The organism is Agromyces sp. Marseille-Q5079, assembly GCF_051016555.1.
Lineage (GTDB): Bacteria > Actinomycetota > Actinomycetes > Actinomycetales > Microbacteriaceae > Agromyces.
The window spans coordinates 30,616-48,263 of record NZ_JBPEJF010000004.1; the positions used below are offsets into that span (position 1 = coordinate 30,616).

The following is a 17,648-nucleotide window of genomic DNA, read 5'->3' on the forward strand; positions in this document are numbered from 1 at the left end:
TGGGTCACCCGTCCCAGTTCAGTCCCGGCCCCGGCCGGGATGTCGGCAGTGTCGTCGAGAGGAGCCGCCGTGACCCGTATTCCCGCACCCGAGCGTCGTGCCGCGCTCATCGAGGCCGCCCTCCGCGTCATCTCGCGCAACGGGATCGCCCAGGCCACGACCCGCGCGATCGTCGCCGAGGCCGGCATGAGCCTCGCCAGCTTCCACTACGCGTTCGACTCCCGCGACGAGCTCATCGACGAGCTCATCTCGGCCGTCATCGATCACGCCCGGCACGCCGTGATGCCCGACGACCTCGTCGACGGCACGCTCGTCGAGATGCTCGAAGCCGGCATCATCCGCTACTTCGAGCACCTGAAGGCCGACCCCGAGCACGAGCAGGCGATGCTCGAGCTCACCCAGTACGCGCTGCGGTCGCCCGAGCGGCATCCGCTCGCGCGCGCCCAGTACGCGAAGTACGTCGAACTCGCCGAGCAGTCGCTCGTCATCGCCGCCGAGCGATCCGGCAGCGAGTGGCAGGTGCCCGTCGCCCGCGTCGCCCGGGTGCTCGTGGCGTTCACCGACGGACTCACCCTCACCTGGCTCGTCGATCGCGACGACGAGGCCTCCCTGGCGGTCGCGCATGCGTCGGCCGTCGCCCTCTCGAGAATGGCCGAACCCCGATGACGAGCCTGCACCCGAACGCGCCCGCCGCGCTCGCCGAACCGGTCACGAGGGTCTCCGCCCCGTGGATCGGATCCTTCGCGACCGTCTGGTTCGCCATCTGGATGGCCCAGCTCACGCCCGTGCAGCTCCTGCTGCCCGCGCAGATCGACGCCACCCTGCACCCCGAGAACTGGATCGACAGCGTCGTCGCGTTCGGTGTCATCTCGGGCATCGCGGCCGTCGCCACGATCATCGCCTACCCGCTCACGGGCGCCGCCTCCGACCGCACCACGTCGCGGTTCGGCCGACGCCGCCCGTGGATCCTCATCGGCGCTCTCGTGTTCGCCCTCTCGCTCGTGGTGCTCGGCCTGCAGACCGAGATCTGGGCGATCGGCGCCGCATGGGTCGCCGCCTCCGTCGGCTTCTGCATCATGACGGCGGCGCTCACGGCGACGATCTCCGACCAGGTCCCGGTGGGGCAGCGCGGGTTCGTCTCCGGGTGGATGTCGGCGCCGCAGGCGGTGGGCATCATCGTCGGCCTCGTGCTCGTGACCGAGCTGGTCACCGACCAGGCGCTCGGCTACCTCCTGCTCGCGATCACGCTCGTCGTGCTCGCCGTGCCGTTCCTCATGCGGTACGACCAGCCGCTCGCGGCCGCCGAGCGCACGCGCGTCACCGCGAAGGGGGTCCTCGCGAGCCTCTGGATCAGCCCGCGCACGCACCCCGACTTCGGGTGGACCCTGCTCAGCCGCGTGCTCGTCTCGGTCGGCAACGCGCTCGGCACGAGCCTGCTGCTCTACTTCCTCATGTTCGGACTCGGCGACGAGAACGCCGAGGAGGACCTCATCATCCTCACGCTCGTCTACATGGTCTTCGTCATCACCGCCTCCCTCGTCGGCGGGCGGCTCTCCGACCGGCTCGGCCGGCGCAAGTCGTTCGTGTTCGCGGCATCCGCCCTGCAGGCCGTCGCGGCCGTACTGCTCGCGCTCGTGCCCGACCTCACGGTCGCCATCATCGCGGCGGGCATCCTGGGCCTCGGCTACGGCTGCTTCCTCTCGGTCGACCAGGCCCTCGCCACGCAGGTGCTGCCGGATGCCGCGTCGCGAGGCAAGGACCTCGGCATCATGAACATCGCCACCGCCGTGCCGCAGGCGGTCGGCCCGCTGATCGGCGCGGGCGCGGTGGTCCTGACCGGCTCGTTCGCGCTGGTCTTCGTCTTGAGCGCGGTCTGCGCGCTCGCGGGTGCGATCGCGGTCTCGCGAGTTCGGAGTGTGCGCTGATGCTCGACCTCTCTCAGCCCCGGCCGGGCACGGGCATCGTGGATGCCGCGCCCTGGGCGACGCCCGCACGGTACTGGCCGTCGCTCACCGCGGCGACCGCCCACCTCGACGCGCCCGTCGGGGCGCTCCACCTCGGTGCCCTCCGCCACAACGCGGCCGACATGGTCCGGCGGGCGCACGGCAAGCCGATCCGCGTCGCGTCCAAGTCCATCCGGGTGCGCAGCGTCATCGAGGCGCTCCTGCGCATGCCCGGATACCGCGGCGTGCTCGCGTACACGCTCGCCGAGGCGATCTGGCTGGCCGACACGGTCGACGACCTCGTGGTGGGCTACCCGACCGCGGAACGCGGCGGCATCCGCACGCTCGCGACCGACCCGAGGCTCGCGAGCCGCATCACGCTGATGGTCGACTCGATCGCGCAGCTCGACTTCATCGACACGGTCATCGCGCCCTCCGAGCGCGAGCCGATCCGGGTCGCCCTCGAACTGGACGCGTCCTGGAACGCGCCCGTCCTCGGACACCTCGGCGTGCGCCGGTCGCCCGTGTACGAACCGGCCGATGCCGGCGCACTGGCCGCGTACATCGTGAAGCGCCCCGGCTTCCGCCTCGTCGGCATGATGGGCTACGAGGCCCAGATCGCCGGCGTGACGAACCGCCCGGCCGGCAAGCCGGTCGACGGGGCCGTGAACCGCTGGATGCAGTCCCGCTCCATGCCCGAACTCGTCGAGCGGCGCACACGCGCCGTCGCGGCCGTGCGCGAGCACGCCGACCTCGAGTTCGTGAACGGCGGCGGCACCGGCTCGCTCGAGGTCACGTCGGCCGATGCCTCGGTCACCGAGGTCGCGGCGGGTTCCGGGCTCTTCGGCGGGCACCTGTTCGACGGCTACGGCCACTTCACCCCCGCGCCCGCCGCGGCCTTCGCCATGGACGTCGTGCGCCGGCCGAGCGAACGCCACGCCACGATCCTCGGCGGCGGATGGGTCGCCTCCGGCCCGCCCGCGCCCGACCGGCTGCCGCGCATCGTCTGGCCCGAGGGGCTCTCGATGCTGCCGCGCGAGGCCGCGGGCGAAGTGCAGACCCCCGTCGGCGGGGCGGCCGCGGCGCGCCTCCGCGTCGGCGACCGCGTCTGGTTCCGCCACACGAAGTCGGGCGAGCTCTCCGAGCACCTGAACGTGTTCCATCTCGTCGACGACGGCCGCATCGTCGACGAGCTCCCGACCTACCGCGGTGAGGGAAAGGTGTTCCTGTGACGGCGAGCGGAGCGATCTGGCGCAACTGGGGCCGCACCGAGCAGGTGCGGCCGCTGCGTGTCGAGCGGCCGGCCTCGGCCGGGGCGGTGCAGCGCGCCGTCGCGGCGGCGGCGGCATCCGGCCTCCGCATCAAGCCGGTCGGGGCCGGGCACAGCTTCACGGGCATCGCGGTCGCCCCCGGCGTGCAGCTGGACCTCGGCGACCTCTCCGGCGTGATCGACGCGGATGTCGCGACCGGGCGGGTCACCCTCGCGGCCGGCACCCGGCTGCACGCGCTGCCCGACCTGCTCGCGCCCTACGGCCTCGCGCTGGCGAACATGGGCGACATCGACCGGCAGTCGATCGCCGGGGCGACCTCGACCGGCACGCACGGCACGGGACTCGGCTTCGGCGGGTTGGCCACGCAGATCGTGGCGGCGAAGCTCGTGACCGGCACCGGAGAGCTCATCGAGGTGAGCGAGACGAGTCGCCCCGACCTGCTGCCCGCGGTTCGCCTCGGGCTCGGCGCCCTCGGCGTGCTCGTCGAGGTGACCCTCCAGCTCGTGCCGCGATTCGTGCTGCAGGCGGTCGAGCGCGTCGAACCGCTCGAGGCCGTGCTGCAGCAGTGGATGGCGCGCGTGGCCGGCGCCGACCACTTCGAGTTCTACTGGTTCCCGCACACCGGCACCGCGCTGACGAAGACGAACACCCGGCTTCCGGCGGATGCCCCGCGCAACCCGCTCGGCGCGGTCTCCCGCTGGATCGACGACGAGCTCCTCGCGAACGGCGCGTACCGGGCCATCTGCGCGCTCGGCACGGTCGCGCCGAAGACGACGCCGTTCTTCGCCCGGCAGGTCGACCGGCTCACGGGCGACCGCGAGTTCACGGACTTCTCGCCGAAGGTGTTCGTCACCAACCGCACCGTGCGGTTCCGCGAGATGGAGTACGCGATCCCGCTCGAGCAGGTGCCGGCCGCGTTCCGCGAGGTCTGCGACCTCATCGATCGCAAGGGCTGGAAGATCAGCTTCCCGATCGAGGTGCGCGCCGCGGCATCCGACGAGAACTGGCTCTCGACGGCGTACGGCCGCGACACGGGGTACATCGCGGTGCACCGCTACTTCCGCGAGGACCCGACCGAGTACTTCGCGGCGGTCGAGGCGATCATGCGCGCGCACGGCGGCCGCCCGCACTGGGGCAAGATGCACACGCAGACGGATGCCGGGCTGCGCGAGGCGTACCCGCGATTCGACGAGTTCCTGGCGGTGCGCGACGAGCTCGACCCCGAGCGCCGGTTCCAGAACCCGTACCTGGAGCGCGTGCTCGGCGCCTGACCCGTGGCCCGTCCCGGTCCGCGGGGCGGGGCGTCGACGGAGGTCGGAGTCAGGGGGTGCGGCGCCTGAGGGTGATCGCGCCGAGGACGATCGAGCCGACGATCCACGCGACGATGACGAGCAGCTTCGCGACGATCCACTCGGCGCTCTCGGAGTCGGCAGCCACGGCCTGCAGGGCGTCGATCGCGAAGCTGAGCGGCAGCCACTCGCTGATCGTCTCGAGCACGGCGGGCAGCATCTCGCGCGGGATGAAGATGCCGCACAGGAGGATCTGCGGCAGCACGAGCAGCGGCATGAACTGCACGACCTGGAACTCGGTGCGTGCGAACGCGCTCGCGAGCAGGCCGAGCGCGGTGCCGAGCAGCGCGTCGGCGACGGCCACGGCGAACAGCAGCCAGATCGAGCCGGTGATCTCCAGCCCGCAGACCCAGATCGCGAACGAGACGGCGATCGCGGTCTGCGCCAACGCGAGCAGGCCGAACGCGAGCGCGTAGCCGAGCAGGAAGTCGCCCCGGCCCATGGGCATCGAGAGCAGCCGCTCGAGCGTGCCGCTGCGACGCTCGCGGAGCGTCGAGATGCTCGTCACGAGGAACATGACGATGAACGGGAACAGCGCGATCATGGCCGGGCCGATGTCGTCGAAGACGTCGGTGTCGGAGAAGATCCAGGCGACGAGTCCGATGAGCAGGCTCGGCACGATGAGCAGCAGCGCGATCGTGCGCGGGTCGTGGCGGATCTGCGCGAGGACACGACCCGCGGTCGCGAACGTGCGGCCGAGGTTCATCGGGAGGCCTCCGATCCCGTTCCGGGATCCCCGTCGGGCTCGCCGGCGGGTTCGGCGGCGCCGTCGGGCTCGGCCTCCCTCGACCGGAGGTCGGGTCGGCCGTGCTCGATGAGGCGCAGGAACGCGGTCTCGATGTCCTCGATGCCGGTGAACGCCTGGAGGCCGGCCACGGTGTCGTCGGCGAGCAGTGCCCCGTCACGCATGAGGAGCAGGCGGTCGCAGCGCTTGGCCTCGTCCATGACGTGGCTGGAGACGAGCAGCGTCACCCCGTCGTCGGCGAGGCTGCGGAAGAGGTCCCACAGCTCCACCCGGAGCACGGGGTCGAGGCCCACGGTCGGCTCGTCGAGCACGAGCACCTCCGGGGCGCCGAGGAGCGCCGCCGCGAGCGAGACGCGCCCGCGCTGCCCGCCCGAGAGCGACCCGACGAGCCGGTCGGCGATCGGAGTGAGCTCGGTGCGGTCGATCACGCGGTCGACGTCGGATGCCGGTGCGCCGAGCACCCGACGGAAGTACGCGATGTTCTGCCGCACCGTGAGGTCGTCGTAGACGCTGGCCTGCTGGGTCATGTAGGCGACGCGGTTGCGGAGCTGGGCCGTTCCGGCGGGCAGGCCCAGCACCTCGATCGTGCCCGACTGCACCACCTGCACGCCCACGATCGCCCGCATGAGCGTGGTCTTGCCGCTGCCGCTCGGGCCGAGCAGTCCGACGATCGCGCCCTTCGGCACGGCGAGCGAGAGGCCGTCGAGCACCTGCGTCGACCCGCGCCGCACATGCAGGTCCTCGACGATGACGGCCGCGCCCGAGGCATCCGGAGCGCTCGGAGGCTCCGACGGAATGACGGGCTGGGGATCGCTCGCGCGGTGCCGCGCGGGCGTGTGCTCGTCCGATCCGCTTCGATCTGCCACGACCCAGAGCATACGCCGGGAGTGCGCCGCTCGGATGCTCCGAGTCTCATGGGAACCGAGGGGGAGTTCCCAGCCGATCGATAGGATGTGAGGGCACCCACAGTCCCCCCGCAAGAGCGCTAGGAGTCCGCGCCATGGAATGGCTCATCCCCGTCATCGTCGTCGTCGCGCTCGTCTTGATCGTCGGCATCTACCTGTGGGCCACCTACAACTCCCTCGTCACGCTCAACGTCCGCGTCGACGAGGCCTGGAGCGACATCACGGTGCAGCTCAAGCGTCGTGCCGACCTCATCCCGAACCTCATCGACACGGTCAAGGGCTACGCCGCCCACGAGAAGTCCGTGTTCGAATCGGTCACGCGCGCCCGCGCCGAGACGCTGCAGGCCCAGGGGCCGGCCGACGCCTCCGCCGCCGAGAACCACATGCAGCAGGCCCTGAAGTCGATCTTCGCGGTCGCCGAGGCCTACCCGCAGCTGCAGGCGAGCCAGAACTTCCTCCAGCTGCAGTCCGAGCTCGTCGACACCGAAGACAAGATCCAGGCCTCGCGCCGGTTCTACAACGGCGGCGTGCGCGAGCTCAACACCAAGATCAAGGTCTTCCCGAACACGCTGTTCGTGCGGGGCCTCGGCTTCCATGAGCGCGACTTCTTCGAGGTCACCGAGCCGGCTGCCATCGCGGAGCCGCCGCGCGTCCAGTTCTAAGAGGCGTCGTTGTACCGAGCGATCGCCAAGAACAAGCGCAACACCGTCTTCATCATCGTCTTCTTCCTCGCCATCGTCGGCGGGCTCGGGTGGCTCGCGGCCGCGATCTACCAAGACGTGACGATCGTCGTCGTGACGGTGGTCATCGCGACCGCGTACGCCGGCTTCCAGTACTTCACGGCCGACCGCCAGGCCATCTCGATGGCCGGGGCCGTCGAGATCCGCAGCAAGGCCGAGCATCCGAGGCTCTGGCGCACGGTCGAGAACCTCTCGATCGCCACCGGAACCCCGATGCCGAAGGTCTACATCGTGTCCGACCCGGCGCCGAACGCGTTCGCGACCGGCCGCGACCCCGAGCACGCGGTCGTCGCGGCGACCACCGGCCTCCTCGAGATCATGGACGACGCCGAGCTCGAGGGCGTCATGGCGCACGAGCTCGGGCACGTGCGCAACTACGACATCCGGCTGTCGATGATCGTCTTCGGACTCGTCGTCGCGGTCGGCTTCATCTCCGACATGTTCGTGCGCATGGCGTTCTTCGGCCGCAACAACAACAACGGCAACCCGATCATGATGGTCGTCGGCCTGGTGGCGATGCTCATCGCGCCGCTCGTCGCGAGCCTCGTGCAGCTCGCCGTCTCGCGGCAGCGCGAGTACCTCGCCGACGCGACCGGCGCCATGACGACGCGGCACCCCGACGCGCTCGCGAGCGCACTGCTGAAGCTCGAGACCTACGGGCAGCCGATGAAGCGGCAGAACTCGTCGATGGCGCACCTCTGGATCGCCGATCCGCTGAAGCCCGGTGTCATCGATCGGCTCTTCGCCACGCACCCGCCCATCGCCGAACGCGTGAAGCGGCTCGAGCAGATGGGCGGCTCCTTCTAGGAGCCGTCAGGGCGCCGTCGCGAGTTCGGCTCGCAGCGCGTGCGCGAGGTCGCCGCGCTCGGCGACCACGATGTCGTCGAGGCCCTGCCACGAGGCCGCCCGGCGGAGCACCGGGGCGAGCCGCGCCGCCGTCTCGCGCGGAGCCGCCGCCTCGCTCCAGGCCGACTGCACGCGGAGCACCCCGGCCTTGCGGTCGCTCTTCAGGTCGACCCGGCCCACCACGTCGTCGTCGAGCAGGACCGGCAGCGAGTAGTAGCCGAACACGCGCTGCGGCTCGGGCGTGTAGATCTCGATGCGGTAGTGGAAGTCGAACATGCGCTCGGCCCGCGGCCGGAACCAGACGACCGGATCGAACGGCGAGAGCAGCGTCGCCGCCTCGATGCGCCTCGGACGCCGTGCGTCGCGATGCACCCAGGCGGGAGCCGGCCGGGTGCCGCTTCGCCAGCCCGGCACCTCGACGGGGATCAGGACGCCCGCGTCTTCGAGGTCGCGCACGGCGTCGCGCACCTGTGCGCGCTTCATGCGCCAGTAGTCGGCGAGGTCGGCCTCGGTCGCGATGCCGAGGGCGGATGCCGCGCGCTCGACGAGCACGCGGATGGACTCGGACTCGTCGGGGGCGGTGCCGAGCAGTTCGGACGCCAGCGCCTGCTCGGGCAGGGCGTACACGCGCTCGAACCGGCGTCGTTCGACGCAGACGACCTCGCCGACGCGGAACATCCACTCCAGCGTGCGCTTCACGGTCGACCAGCCCCACCACGGACCACGGCGCACGTTCGCGTCGTGCTCGATCTCGCTCGCGCGCATCGGGCCGTTCGCCTCGAGCTCGGCCTTCAGCCAGTCGGCGAGCTGCCGGTTCTCGGTGAGCCAGCCGCCCCAGGCGTCGCCGCGCGCGCGGTACTCGCCGCGACGGAACTCGAACAACGGCCACATCTCCCGCGGGACGAATGCGGCCTCGTGCGCCCAGTACTCCAGCGTGCGGCCTCGGCGGCCGGTGGTGACGCGGTCGAGCAGCGCCCGGTCGTACTCGCCGAGACGACTGAACACGGGCAGGTAGTGACTGCGCTCGAAGACGTTGACGGAATCGATCTGCAGGAGCCCGAGACGATCGAGCACGCCCGAGACCTGCCGGACGCCCGGAGACGGCGGGACGGGGCGCCCGAAGCCCTGGGCGCCGAGGGCGATGCGACGGGCGAGCTGCGGACTGACGGTATCGGCCATGGTCCTCGAACACTATCGGCGGCCACCGACAAGATCGCATGCCGGTCGGCGCATGCCCCGCGCCTAGACTGGAGCGATGGGCCAGGGTCGGGGCAGGTTCGTCGGCAGGAGACGCGCGGTCGAGCGCGCGCCCCAGCAGCAGTCCGCGCCGCAGCCCCGCGTGCAGCAGCCGGTCGACGTCCGGAGCTCGATCCCGTACGGCATGCGACTCGCCGCGGCGTGGTCCTGGCGCCTGCTGCTCGTGGGCGGAGTCGTGGCCGCCGCCATCTTCCTGATCGTGCAGCTGCGCTACATCGTCATCCCGCTGCTCGTCGCCGTGCTCATCGCCGCCCTCCTGGTGCCCTTCTCGAGCCTGCTGCAGCGCCATCACTGGCCGAAGTGGCTGGCGATCACGGCCGCCATGCTGAGCGCGCTCACCGTGGTCGGCGGCCTGCTGACCCTCGGCATCTGGCAGATCGTGCGCGGCTCCGACGAGCTCGCGGCGCAGTCCGTGCTGGCCTGGAACGACTTCCGCACGTGGCTCCTCGAGGGGCCGTTCCACCTGAGCGCCGAGCAGCTGAACGACGTGGTCGACCAGATCGTCGCGGCCGTGCAGTCCGACAGCGGCATCCTCGTCAGCGGCGCGCTGTCGGTCGGTTCCACGCTCGGCCACTTCTTCGCCGGCACGCTGCTGGCGCTCTTCGCCACGCTCTTCATCCTGATCGACGGTCGCGGCATCTGGGGCTGGATCGTGCGGGTGTTCCCGCGGCGCGCCCGTGCCGCGGTCGACGGCGCCGGATTCGCCGGCTGGATGACGCTGCAGAACTTCGTGAAGGTCCAGATCCTCGTCGCGACGATCGATGCGATCGGCATCGGGCTCGGCGCGTTCCTCCTGCAGGTGCCGCTCGCGGTGCCGATCGCCATCCTCGTCTTCCTCGGCTCGTTCATCCCCATCGTCGGCGCCGTCGTCACGGGTGCGCTCGCGGTGTTCGTGGCGCTCGTCTTCAACGGCTTCTGGCCCGCCGTGATCATGCTGGGCGTGGTGCTGCTCGTCCAGCAGGTCGAGGGCCACGTCCTGCAGCCGCTCATCATGGGCACCGCGGTCAAGGTGCACCCGCTCGGCGTCGTGCTCGCCGTCGCCGCGGGCTCCTTCCTCGCCGGCATCCCCGGTGCGCTCTTCGCCGTGCCGATCGCCGCCGTGCTGAACGTCATGATCACGTTCGTCGCCGGCGGAACCTGGAAGCAGTCCGCCGGTCCACCGGTCGTCCCGAGCTCGCCGCTCTGGCGCACCGTGCCGCAACGCCCCGGCTACCAACGAGGAGAATGAACGCGTGATCAGCACCATCCCCGGACCCGCCCTCGCCGACTTCGAGCGTGCGCGCGAGATCGTCCAGGCCGTCGCACGCCACACGCCGATGGAGACCTCGCGGTACCTCGCCGAGGCCGTCGGCGCGCCCGTGCACCTCAAGTGCGAGAACCTCCAGCGCACCGGGTCGTACAAGCTCCGCGGCGCCTACAACCGGCTCGCGGCGCTGAGCGCCGAGGAGCGCGAGCGCGGCGTCGTCGCGGCATCCGCCGGCAACCATGCGCAGGGCGTCGCGTACGCCGCTCGCCAGCTCGGCATCCGCGCGACGATCTTCATGCCCGTCGGGGTCGCGCTGCCCAAGCTCGACGCGACCCGCGCCTATGGCGCCGACGTCGTGCTGCAGGGCGACTCGATCGGCGAGACGCTCGAGGCCGCCCAGGCCTTCTCGACCGAGACGGGTGCGGTGATCATCCCGCCGTTCGACCACGCCGACGTCATCGCCGGGCAGGGTACGCTCGGCCTCGAGATCCTCGAAGACGTGCCGGATGCCGCGACGATCGTCGTGCCCATCGGCGGCGGCGGCCTCGCCGCGGGCGTCGCGAGCGCGGTGAAGCAGCAGGCCGCACTCCTCGGGCGCACCGTGCGCGTCATCGGCGTGCAGGCGGTCAACGCCTCGCCCTACGTGCCGTCGCTCGCGGCCGGCCGACCCGTGCAGGTGCCCGTCGTGCCGACGATCGCCGACGGCATCGCCGTCTACCGCCCGGGCGACCTCACGTTCGAGGTGATCCGTGCCGCCGTCGACGAGGTGATCACGGTCAGCGACGACGACATCGCGCGGGCGCTGCTCGTGCTCCTCGAGCGGGCGAAGCTCGTGGTCGAGCCCGCGGGCGCGGTCTCGGTCGCGGCGATCCTCAGCGGCGAGATCCAGTCCGACGGGCCGATCGTGGCGCTGCTGTCGGGCGGCAACATCGATCCGCTGCTCATGCAGCGGGTCATCGCGCACGGACTCGCGGCATCCGACCGGTACCTCACGCTCGAGATCGGCCTGCCCGACCGACCCGGCCAGCTCGCCCGCATCGCGGAACTGCTGGCCGAGGCCAACGCGAACGTCATCGAGGTCATGCACACGAGGCACGGGTCGGGCCTGCAGATCTCCGAGGTCGCGCTGCGGCTCTCGGTCGAGACGCGCGGACCGTCGCATCGCGCGCTGGTCGTCGACGTGCTGCGTCGCGCCGGCTACGAACCCCGCATCATCGCGGAGTAGGCATCGGCCCGGTGCGACGCCGGGTCGAGTGCGGCGCGCCGCCGGTCGGATGACCGGCGGCGCGCCGGTCGCTCACTGGCCGGCCCAGGTCTCCACGCCGGTGACCTCGACCGCGATCTCGCGGCCGTTGGGGGCGGTGTAGCTCGTCTTGTCGCCGACCTTCAGGCCGAGGATCGCGGCGCCGAGGGGGCTCTGCGTGCTCCACACGTCGAGTTCGGAGTCTCCTGCGATCTCGCGGCTGCCGATGAGGAAGGTCTCCTCGTCGCCCGCGATGACCGCGGTGATGACCGTGCCGGCCTCGACGACGCCGGTGGATTCGGGGGCGTCGGCGACCTCCGCCGTGCGGAGGAGCTCCTTCAGCTGACGGATGCGGGCCTCGATCTTGCCCTGCTCGTCCTTGGCGGCGTGGTATCCGCCGTTCTCCTTCAGATCGCCCTCTTCACGAGCGGACTCGATGCGCTTGGCGATCTCCTCTCGACCCGTGGTCGAGAGCTGCTCGAGCTCGCCGGCGAGCCGGTCGTACGCTTCCTGCGTGAGCCAGGTGACGGTGGCGTCCTGCGCCATGGTGCCCTCCTGCGGGTGACGCGCTTCGAGAACGCGTCCATATAGACGTGACGCCCCGACGACTGTCGAGGCGAATGACCCATGTTAGGTGAGCCAGCAGCTCGAAATCAAACCCGTCGCGGCATCGCGTGCGGTGCGGACGGTCTCGGTGAGACTGCGGAGGTTGAGGTCGGATGCCGGGATCTCGATCACCTTCCAGCCGACGACGGTGAAGTCGTCGTCGAGCGCCTTGATCGTGCAGGCCGTGGTCTCGCCCGCCGGGACGGAGAGGGTCCAGGTGACCTCGACGTTGCGCTCGTCGTTGTTCACGACGTGCCCGGTGTCGGTGGCCTGAACGCTGGCCTGCTGGCCGTCGAGCCCGGCCCAGACGACCCACGCGACGAGGACCGCGGCGAACGCGACGCCCGCGATCACGAGCATGACCAGGTCGCGCGTGCGTCGCTTGCGCGTGCGGCCGTATCGCGCGGCGAGGCGGTCGGCTTCGGGGGCGGGCACTCGGATTCCTCCTGAGTCGGATCGTCTAGGATTGCAGTTCAAGCCTAACCCGCACCGTGACGCCGAAATTCGCGGTGAGAGAGAGTCCGATGCGCTCCGTGTCCGTCAGTTCCATCCGCCGGTCGAGCCTGTGAGCGTCGCGACGACCCTGCTCTCCGCACCGCTCGCGATCAGCCCGCTCGTGCGCGCGGCCGACGAGGAATTCGACCCGAACACGGTCACCCCGGGAGTGTGGGGCTTCGTCATCACCTTCGGCATCATGATCGCGGTGACGCTGCTCGTCATCGACATGACGCGGCGCATCCGGCGCACGAACTACCGCGCCGAGGTGCGCGAGGAACTCGCACGCGAGATGGCCGAGACCGAGGCCGAGCGCGCCGCGGCCGACCTGCCGTCTCCGGCGTCGACGGATGCCGCCGACGCGGCCGCCGACGAGCCCACGACCGGGCCCGCGGCATCCGACGACGACGACCGCAACTCCCGCTGACCTGCGGGACCACGCCGCGCACGCGGCATCCGATCAGCCCAGGTGGTACGCGGGCGCCATCGCGATGATGAGCGTCGCCGTCCAGTGGCACATGAACGCGAGCACCGTGCAGGTGTGGAAGATCTCGTGGAAGCCGAACCGGCCGGGCCACGGGTTCGGCTTCTTCAGCGCGTAGGCGACGGCGCCGACCGAGTAGAGCAGGCCGCCGACCACGATCAGCACCATCATCGCGACGCTCACGGCGAGGAGGTCGCCGAGGTACATGACCGCGGCCCATCCGAGCAGCAGGTAGAGCGCGACGTAGAGCCATCGCGGCGCGTGGATCCAGAACACGCGGAAGCCGATGCCGATGAGGGCGCCGCCCCAGACGATGCCGAGCAGCAGCCAGCCCTTCTCGGGCGGCAGCGCGAGGATCGCGAGCGGCGTGTACGTGCCGGCGATGAGCAGGAAGATGTTCGCGTGGTCGATGCGCTTCAGGAGGAGCTTCGTGCGCGGCTTCCAGTCGAAGCGGTGGTACAGCGCCGAGTTGCCGAACAACAGCATCGAGCTGAGGGTGAAGACGGCGGAGGCCCACTTCGCGGGCGCGCCCTCGGCGAGCACGATGAGCACGATGCCGGCGATGATCGTGACCGGGAACGTGCCGGCGTGGATCCAGCCGCGCCAGGTGGGCTTGACGTCCTCGGCTGGGTGGCTGATCTCGTCGTCGAGCAGCGGGATGTTCGGAAGGTCGGGCCCGTGGTCGTCACGCGAGATGAAGGTGTCCGAGGGATCCTGCGGGGCGACGGGCTCGGTCAGCTCGTGCGCGAGATCTTCGGAATCGCGGTGGCGCTCGGGGGTCATTGTCACAGCGTAGAGCCAGGACGGTCACGACCGGCTGTGAGTGTCCGCGCCCGTGGCGCGGTAGTGTAGCGGCGTGCAATCCAGCGATCAGACCCTCGGTCGCGGCATCCTCTACCGGCTGTACGAGCGTCGGCTGCGACGCGGACTCGAGCCCGCCACGCTGCCCCGGCATGTCGCGATGATCATCGACGGCAACCGTCGCTGGGCCAAGCAGCTCGGCTACGACTCGGCCGCCCACGGGCACCGCGCGGGCGCGGCGAAGATGCGCGAGTTCCTCGAGTGGTGCGACGACCTCGGCATCGAGGTCGTGACGCTCTACCTGCTCTCGAGCGACAACCTCGGCAATCGCGCTCCAGAGGAGCTCTCGGCGCTCATCGAGATCATCGCCGACCTCGCCGAGGAGCTCTCGCACTACCGCGACTGGCGCGTGCAGCACGTCGGATCCGACGCCGGCCTTCCCGCGCCGCTCGTGGCCGCACTCGACGCGGCCGAGCTGCGCACCGCCGACAAGCGCGGCCTGCACGTCAACCTCGCCGTCGGGTACGGCGGTCGCAAGGAGATCACCGACGCGATGCGCTCGATCGTCGCGGCCCACCACGCCGAGGGCGGCAGCCTCGACGACCTCGCCGAACGGCTCACCCCCGACCTCATCGGCGAGCACCTCTACACGGGCGGCCAGCCCGACCCCGACCTCGTGATCCGCACGTCGGGCGAGCAGCGGCTCAGCGACTTCATGCTCTGGCAGGCCGCGCACAGCGAGTTCTACTTCGTCGAGGCGCTCGGTCCCGACCTCCGGCAGGTGGACTTCCTGCGGGCGATCCGCGACTACTCGCGCAGGCATCGGCGCTTCGGCGGCTGAGATCCGAAACCCATCGGGGTGCACGGGTCTGCCAAGATAGCGCTCGGAGAAGGAGGAGCGAATGGGCATCGACGCATTCGTCAACGGGTTCCGCGAGGAACCCGGCTACCTCGACTACGGCCGATTCGGTCCGCTGTCGCAGGTCGCGGCAGAGGAGGGCAACGCCCTCACGCACGTCCTCGAGCGCGCACGGCACGGCAGCTCCGGCGTCTTCGCCGAGCAGGACGCGCGGGTTCGCGAGGCGGCATCCGCCCTCACCGGCTTCCCCGCGGAGCAGATCGTCTTCACGCCGAACACGACGAGCGGCCTCATGCACGCGATGTTCGGCCTCACGGGCAGCGTGCTGCTCTCGCCCGACGAGTTCCCGAGCGTGCCGATCGCCGCGGTGCGCGCCCAGGAGGCGCTGCACACCGTGCAGCCCGTGTGGCTCGAGACCGACCACGGCAAGGTCACGCCCGGGCAGATCCGCGACCAGATCGAATCCGGCGTCGTCGCCGTGGCCGTCAGCCTCGTCGACTCGCGCACGGGATACCTCGCCGACATCGAGGGCATCCGCCAGGTCATCGGCGACCGACTGCTCATCGTCGACGCCATCCAGGGGTTCGGTGTCGTCGACGCCCCCTACCAGGCCGCCGACGTGGTCGTCACGGGCGGCCAGAAGTGGTGCCGGTCGGGCTGGGGCACCGGGTTCATGGCCCTGTCCGAACGCGCGATCGACCGCCTCACGCCCGTGTTCTCGGGCTACTCGGCGACCGAGGAGGCCGAGCCGTGGGGGTTCGTCCCGCCGCCCGCGCCGGGCGCCAAGGCGTTCCGCGTCACGAACCCCGACCCCATCGCCCAGGCCCGGTTCGCCGCCGCCATGGAGGAGCTCGCCGAGGTCGGCGTTCCGGCCGTGAACGCGGTCGTCGCCGAGAACGTCAGCCGCATCATCGACCTCGCCGACGAGTTCGCCTTCGCCGTGGCCTCCTCGCGCAACGAGCACGAACGCGCGGGCATCGTGGTCATCGAGCCGCCCGAGGACCAGGTGACGCTGCTCACCGCGTCGCTGCACAACCACGGCGTCACCGCCACGACACGTCTCGGCCAGGTGCGACTCAGCGCCCATGCCGCGACCGGCGCCGAGACGTTCGACATGCTCCGGTCGGCGTTCATCTCGTTCGGCACGGTCGCGACCTACTGACGCGACGTACTGACACGACGTACTGACGCCGCGGCGCGGCATCCGATCGGGTGCGGCATCCGCGCGCCCTGGGTGTTCACCCGCGTCGAATGTGAACACTGCGTGTCGTCGTGCGCGTCGCCGCGTGTCGGTCGACCGGAAATCGCGGCGCGGTCGTAGCGTCACTCACATCGGGCAAGGTGCCCGAACGAGTCGGCTCGTGAAGCGCTCGTAGGAGGACTCCCGGCCGGCGCGAGAGCCGAGCGGAAACGCTCGGGGCAGGAGCGGTCGTGGCCTCAACCGAAACCTCCAAGTCCTTCGCGAACCCCACCGGGCGCAAGTCGCGACCGGATGCAGAATCACCCCGCGGTGCCGCGCAGAGCGAACGCACGTACGTGCTCGACACCTCGGTGCTGCTGTCGGATCCGAAGGCGCTGTTCAGGTTCGCCGAGCACTCGGTCGTGCTGCCGGTGGTCGTCATCACGGAACTCGAGGCCAAGCGGAACGACCCCGAGATCGGCTACTTCGCCCGCCAGGCGCTGCGGATCCTCGACGAGTTGCGCATCGAGCACGAACGACTGGACTTCCCGATCCCGGTCGGCGACGGCGGATCGCTGCGCGTCGAGCTGAACCACTCCAGCATGTCCGTGCTGCCGAGCGGCCTGCAACTGAACGACAACGACACGCGCATCCTCGCGTGCGCCGCGAACCTCGCGAACGACGGCATCGCGGTCACCGTGGTCTCCAAGGACCTGCCGCTTCGCGTGAAGGCCGCCTCGATCGGCCTCGACGCCCAGGAGTACCGCGCCGAGCTCGCGCTCGACTCGGGCTGGACCGGCATGGGCGAGCTCACCCTCGGCTCCAACGACATGGCCAGCCTGTACGAGCACGAGGTGCTGACGATCCCCGCGGTGGCGGACGTTCCCGTCAACACCGGGCTCGTCATCCACTCCGATCGCGGCTCCGCCCTGGCGCGAGTCGTGGGGGAGCGGGAGGTCAGGCTCGTGCGCGGCGATCGCGACGTCTTCGGGCTGCACGGCCGCTCGGCCGAGCAGCGCCTCGCGATCGACCTGCTGCTCGACCCCGAGATCGGCATCCTGTCCCTCGGCGGACGCGCGGGCACTGGAAAGTCCGCGCTCGCCCTGTGCGCCGGGCTCGAGGCGGTGCTCGAGCGCCAGCAGCACAAGAAGATCATGGTGTTCCGGCCGCTGTACGCCGTCGGCGGGCAGGAGCTCGGCTACCTCCCCGGTGACCAGGGCGAGAAGATGAATCCCTGGGGCCAGGCGGTGTTCGACACGCTCGGGTCGGTCGTCTCCGACAACGTCCTCGACGAGGTGGTCGAGCGCGGCATCCTCGAGGTGCTGCCGCTCACCCACATCCGCGGCCGTTCGCTGCACGACTCGTTCGTGATCGTCGACGAGGCGCAGTCGCTCGAACGCAACGTGCTGCTGACCGTGCTCTCGCGCATCGGCCAGAACTCCCGGGTCGTGCTCACCCACGACGTCGCGCAGCGCGACAACCTGCGCGTGGGACGTCACGACGGCGTCGCATCCGTCATCGAGACGCTGAAGGGGCATCCGCTGTTCGCGCACATCACGCTGACCCGCTCGGAGCGCTCGGCCATCGCGGCGCTCGTCTCGGAGATGCTCGACGGCGCCGAGCTCACCTGATCCGGGCTGCGGGGGCGGGTTGGAGGCCCGTCCTCGCACGCGAGGTC

Annotated in this window: 18 protein-coding genes; 12 read left to right on the top strand and 6 right to left on the bottom strand. The window is 70.8% G+C overall.

Annotated elements, in window-relative coordinates:
• Positions 1-69 precede the first annotated feature (69 nt).
• Genes ACR3IO_RS10765 through ACR3IO_RS10780 form a run of 4 tightly spaced genes read left to right on the top strand, consistent with a single transcriptional unit; the run spans position 70 to position 4,485 of the window.
• Positions 70-666, top strand: a complete 597-nt coding sequence (locus ACR3IO_RS10765; RefSeq protein WP_434071208.1) for a TetR/AcrR family transcriptional regulator — start codon at positions 70-72, stop codon at positions 664-666.
• Complete coding sequence (locus ACR3IO_RS10770) at positions 663-1,925, top strand: MFS transporter (protein WP_434071209.1); 1,263 nt, start codon at positions 663-665, stop codon at positions 1,923-1,925. The genes ACR3IO_RS10765 and ACR3IO_RS10770 overlap by 4 nt, the downstream gene beginning before the upstream one ends.
• Positions 1,925-3,175 (top strand): amino acid deaminase/aldolase, encoded by a 1,251-nt coding sequence (locus ACR3IO_RS10775; protein ID WP_434071210.1) that lies wholly within the window; start codon positions 1,925-1,927, stop codon positions 3,173-3,175. The genes ACR3IO_RS10770 and ACR3IO_RS10775 overlap by 1 nt, the downstream gene beginning before the upstream one ends.
• On the top strand, positions 3,172-4,485 hold the full coding sequence (locus tag ACR3IO_RS10780) for a D-arabinono-1,4-lactone oxidase (protein WP_434071211.1): 1,314 nt from the start codon (positions 3,172-3,174) through the stop codon (positions 4,483-4,485). The genes ACR3IO_RS10775 and ACR3IO_RS10780 overlap by 4 nt, the downstream gene beginning before the upstream one ends.
• A gap of 49 nt (positions 4,486-4,534) precedes the next feature.
• Here ACR3IO_RS10780 and ACR3IO_RS10785 read toward each other — a convergent pair whose 3' ends face one another.
• Together ACR3IO_RS10785 and ACR3IO_RS10790 are read right to left on the bottom strand one after the other, a co-directional pair.
• The gene (locus tag ACR3IO_RS10785) at positions 4,535-5,269 is read right to left on the bottom strand and encodes an ABC transporter permease (protein ID WP_434071212.1); all 735 of its coding nucleotides are present in this window, start codon (positions 5,267-5,269) and stop codon (positions 4,535-4,537) included.
• The gene (locus ACR3IO_RS10790) at positions 5,266-6,105 is read right to left on the bottom strand and encodes an ABC transporter ATP-binding protein (protein ID WP_434071557.1); all 840 of its coding nucleotides are present in this window, start codon (positions 6,103-6,105) and stop codon (positions 5,266-5,268) included. Before ACR3IO_RS10790 ends, ACR3IO_RS10785 begins: the two co-directional genes overlap by 4 nt.
• A 203-nt stretch (positions 6,106-6,308) precedes the next feature.
• On the opposite strand from ACR3IO_RS10790, the gene ACR3IO_RS10795 reads away from it, so the two are divergent.
• Positions 6,309-6,875 carry a LemA family protein gene (locus tag ACR3IO_RS10795; RefSeq protein WP_434071213.1) on the top strand — a complete coding sequence of 189 codons (567 nt, stop codon included), beginning with the start codon at positions 6,309-6,311 and terminating at the stop codon, positions 6,873-6,875.
• A 9-nt stretch (positions 6,876-6,884) separates the two neighbouring features.
• The gene (locus ACR3IO_RS10800) at positions 6,885-7,760 is read left to right on the top strand and encodes a M48 family metalloprotease (protein WP_434071214.1); all 876 of its coding nucleotides are present in this window, start codon (positions 6,885-6,887) and stop codon (positions 7,758-7,760) included.
• A 6-nt stretch (positions 7,761-7,766) separates the two neighbouring features.
• On the opposite strand, the gene ACR3IO_RS10805 is transcribed toward ACR3IO_RS10800, so the two are convergent.
• Entirely contained in the window at positions 7,767-8,978 is a 1,212-nt protein-coding gene (locus ACR3IO_RS10805; RefSeq protein ID WP_434071215.1) for a winged helix-turn-helix domain-containing protein, read from the bottom strand.
• 76 nt (positions 8,979-9,054) lie between these two features.
• On the opposite strand from ACR3IO_RS10805, the gene ACR3IO_RS10810 reads away from it, so the two are divergent.
• Positions 9,055-10,284: an AI-2E family transporter gene (locus ACR3IO_RS10810; RefSeq protein ID WP_434071216.1), complete on the top strand. Its 1,230-nt coding sequence runs from the start codon at positions 9,055-9,057 to the stop codon at positions 10,282-10,284.
• Between the two features lie 4 nt (positions 10,285-10,288).
• Entirely contained in the window at positions 10,289-11,527 is a 1,239-nt protein-coding gene (gene ilvA, locus ACR3IO_RS10815) for a threonine ammonia-lyase (protein ID WP_434071217.1), read from the top strand.
• 72 nt (positions 11,528-11,599) lie between these two features.
• On the opposite strand, the gene greA is transcribed toward ilvA, so the two are convergent.
• A complete protein-coding gene (greA, locus tag ACR3IO_RS10820) occupies positions 11,600-12,091 on the bottom strand; it encodes a transcription elongation factor GreA (protein WP_434071218.1) in 492 nt (163 codons plus the stop codon).
• Positions 12,092-12,175: 84 nt separating this feature from the next.
• Positions 12,176-12,586 carry a DUF4307 domain-containing protein gene (locus ACR3IO_RS10825; protein WP_434071219.1) on the bottom strand — a complete coding sequence of 137 codons (411 nt, stop codon included), beginning with the start codon at positions 12,584-12,586 and terminating at the stop codon, positions 12,176-12,178.
• Positions 12,587-12,716: 130 nt separating this feature from the next.
• On the opposite strand from ACR3IO_RS10825, the gene ACR3IO_RS10830 reads away from it, so the two are divergent.
• On the top strand, positions 12,717-13,073 hold the full coding sequence (locus ACR3IO_RS10830; protein WP_434071220.1) for a hypothetical protein: 357 nt from the start codon (positions 12,717-12,719) through the stop codon (positions 13,071-13,073).
• Positions 13,074-13,106: 33 nt separating this feature from the next.
• Here the strand turns inward: ACR3IO_RS10830 and trhA are convergent, their stop codons facing one another.
• The gene (gene trhA, locus ACR3IO_RS10835) at positions 13,107-13,913 is read right to left on the bottom strand and encodes a PAQR family membrane homeostasis protein TrhA (RefSeq protein ID WP_434071221.1); all 807 of its coding nucleotides are present in this window, start codon (positions 13,911-13,913) and stop codon (positions 13,107-13,109) included.
• 73 nt (positions 13,914-13,986) lie between these two features.
• Here trhA and ACR3IO_RS10840 point away from each other — a divergent pair, with 73 nt between their 5' ends.
• From ACR3IO_RS10840 to ACR3IO_RS10850, 3 genes are all read left to right on the top strand, one after another.
• Entirely contained in the window at positions 13,987-14,772 is a 786-nt protein-coding gene (locus ACR3IO_RS10840; RefSeq protein ID WP_434071222.1) for an isoprenyl transferase, read from the top strand.
• Positions 14,773-14,833: 61 nt separating this feature from the next.
• Positions 14,834-15,952: an aminotransferase class V-fold PLP-dependent enzyme gene (locus ACR3IO_RS10845; protein ID WP_434071223.1), complete on the top strand. Its 1,119-nt coding sequence runs from the start codon at positions 14,834-14,836 to the stop codon at positions 15,950-15,952.
• Between the two features lie 269 nt (positions 15,953-16,221).
• Positions 16,222-17,601: a PhoH family protein gene (locus ACR3IO_RS10850; protein ID WP_434071224.1), complete on the top strand. Its 1,380-nt coding sequence runs from the start codon at positions 16,222-16,224 to the stop codon at positions 17,599-17,601.
• Positions 17,602-17,648: the final 47 nt, after the last annotated feature.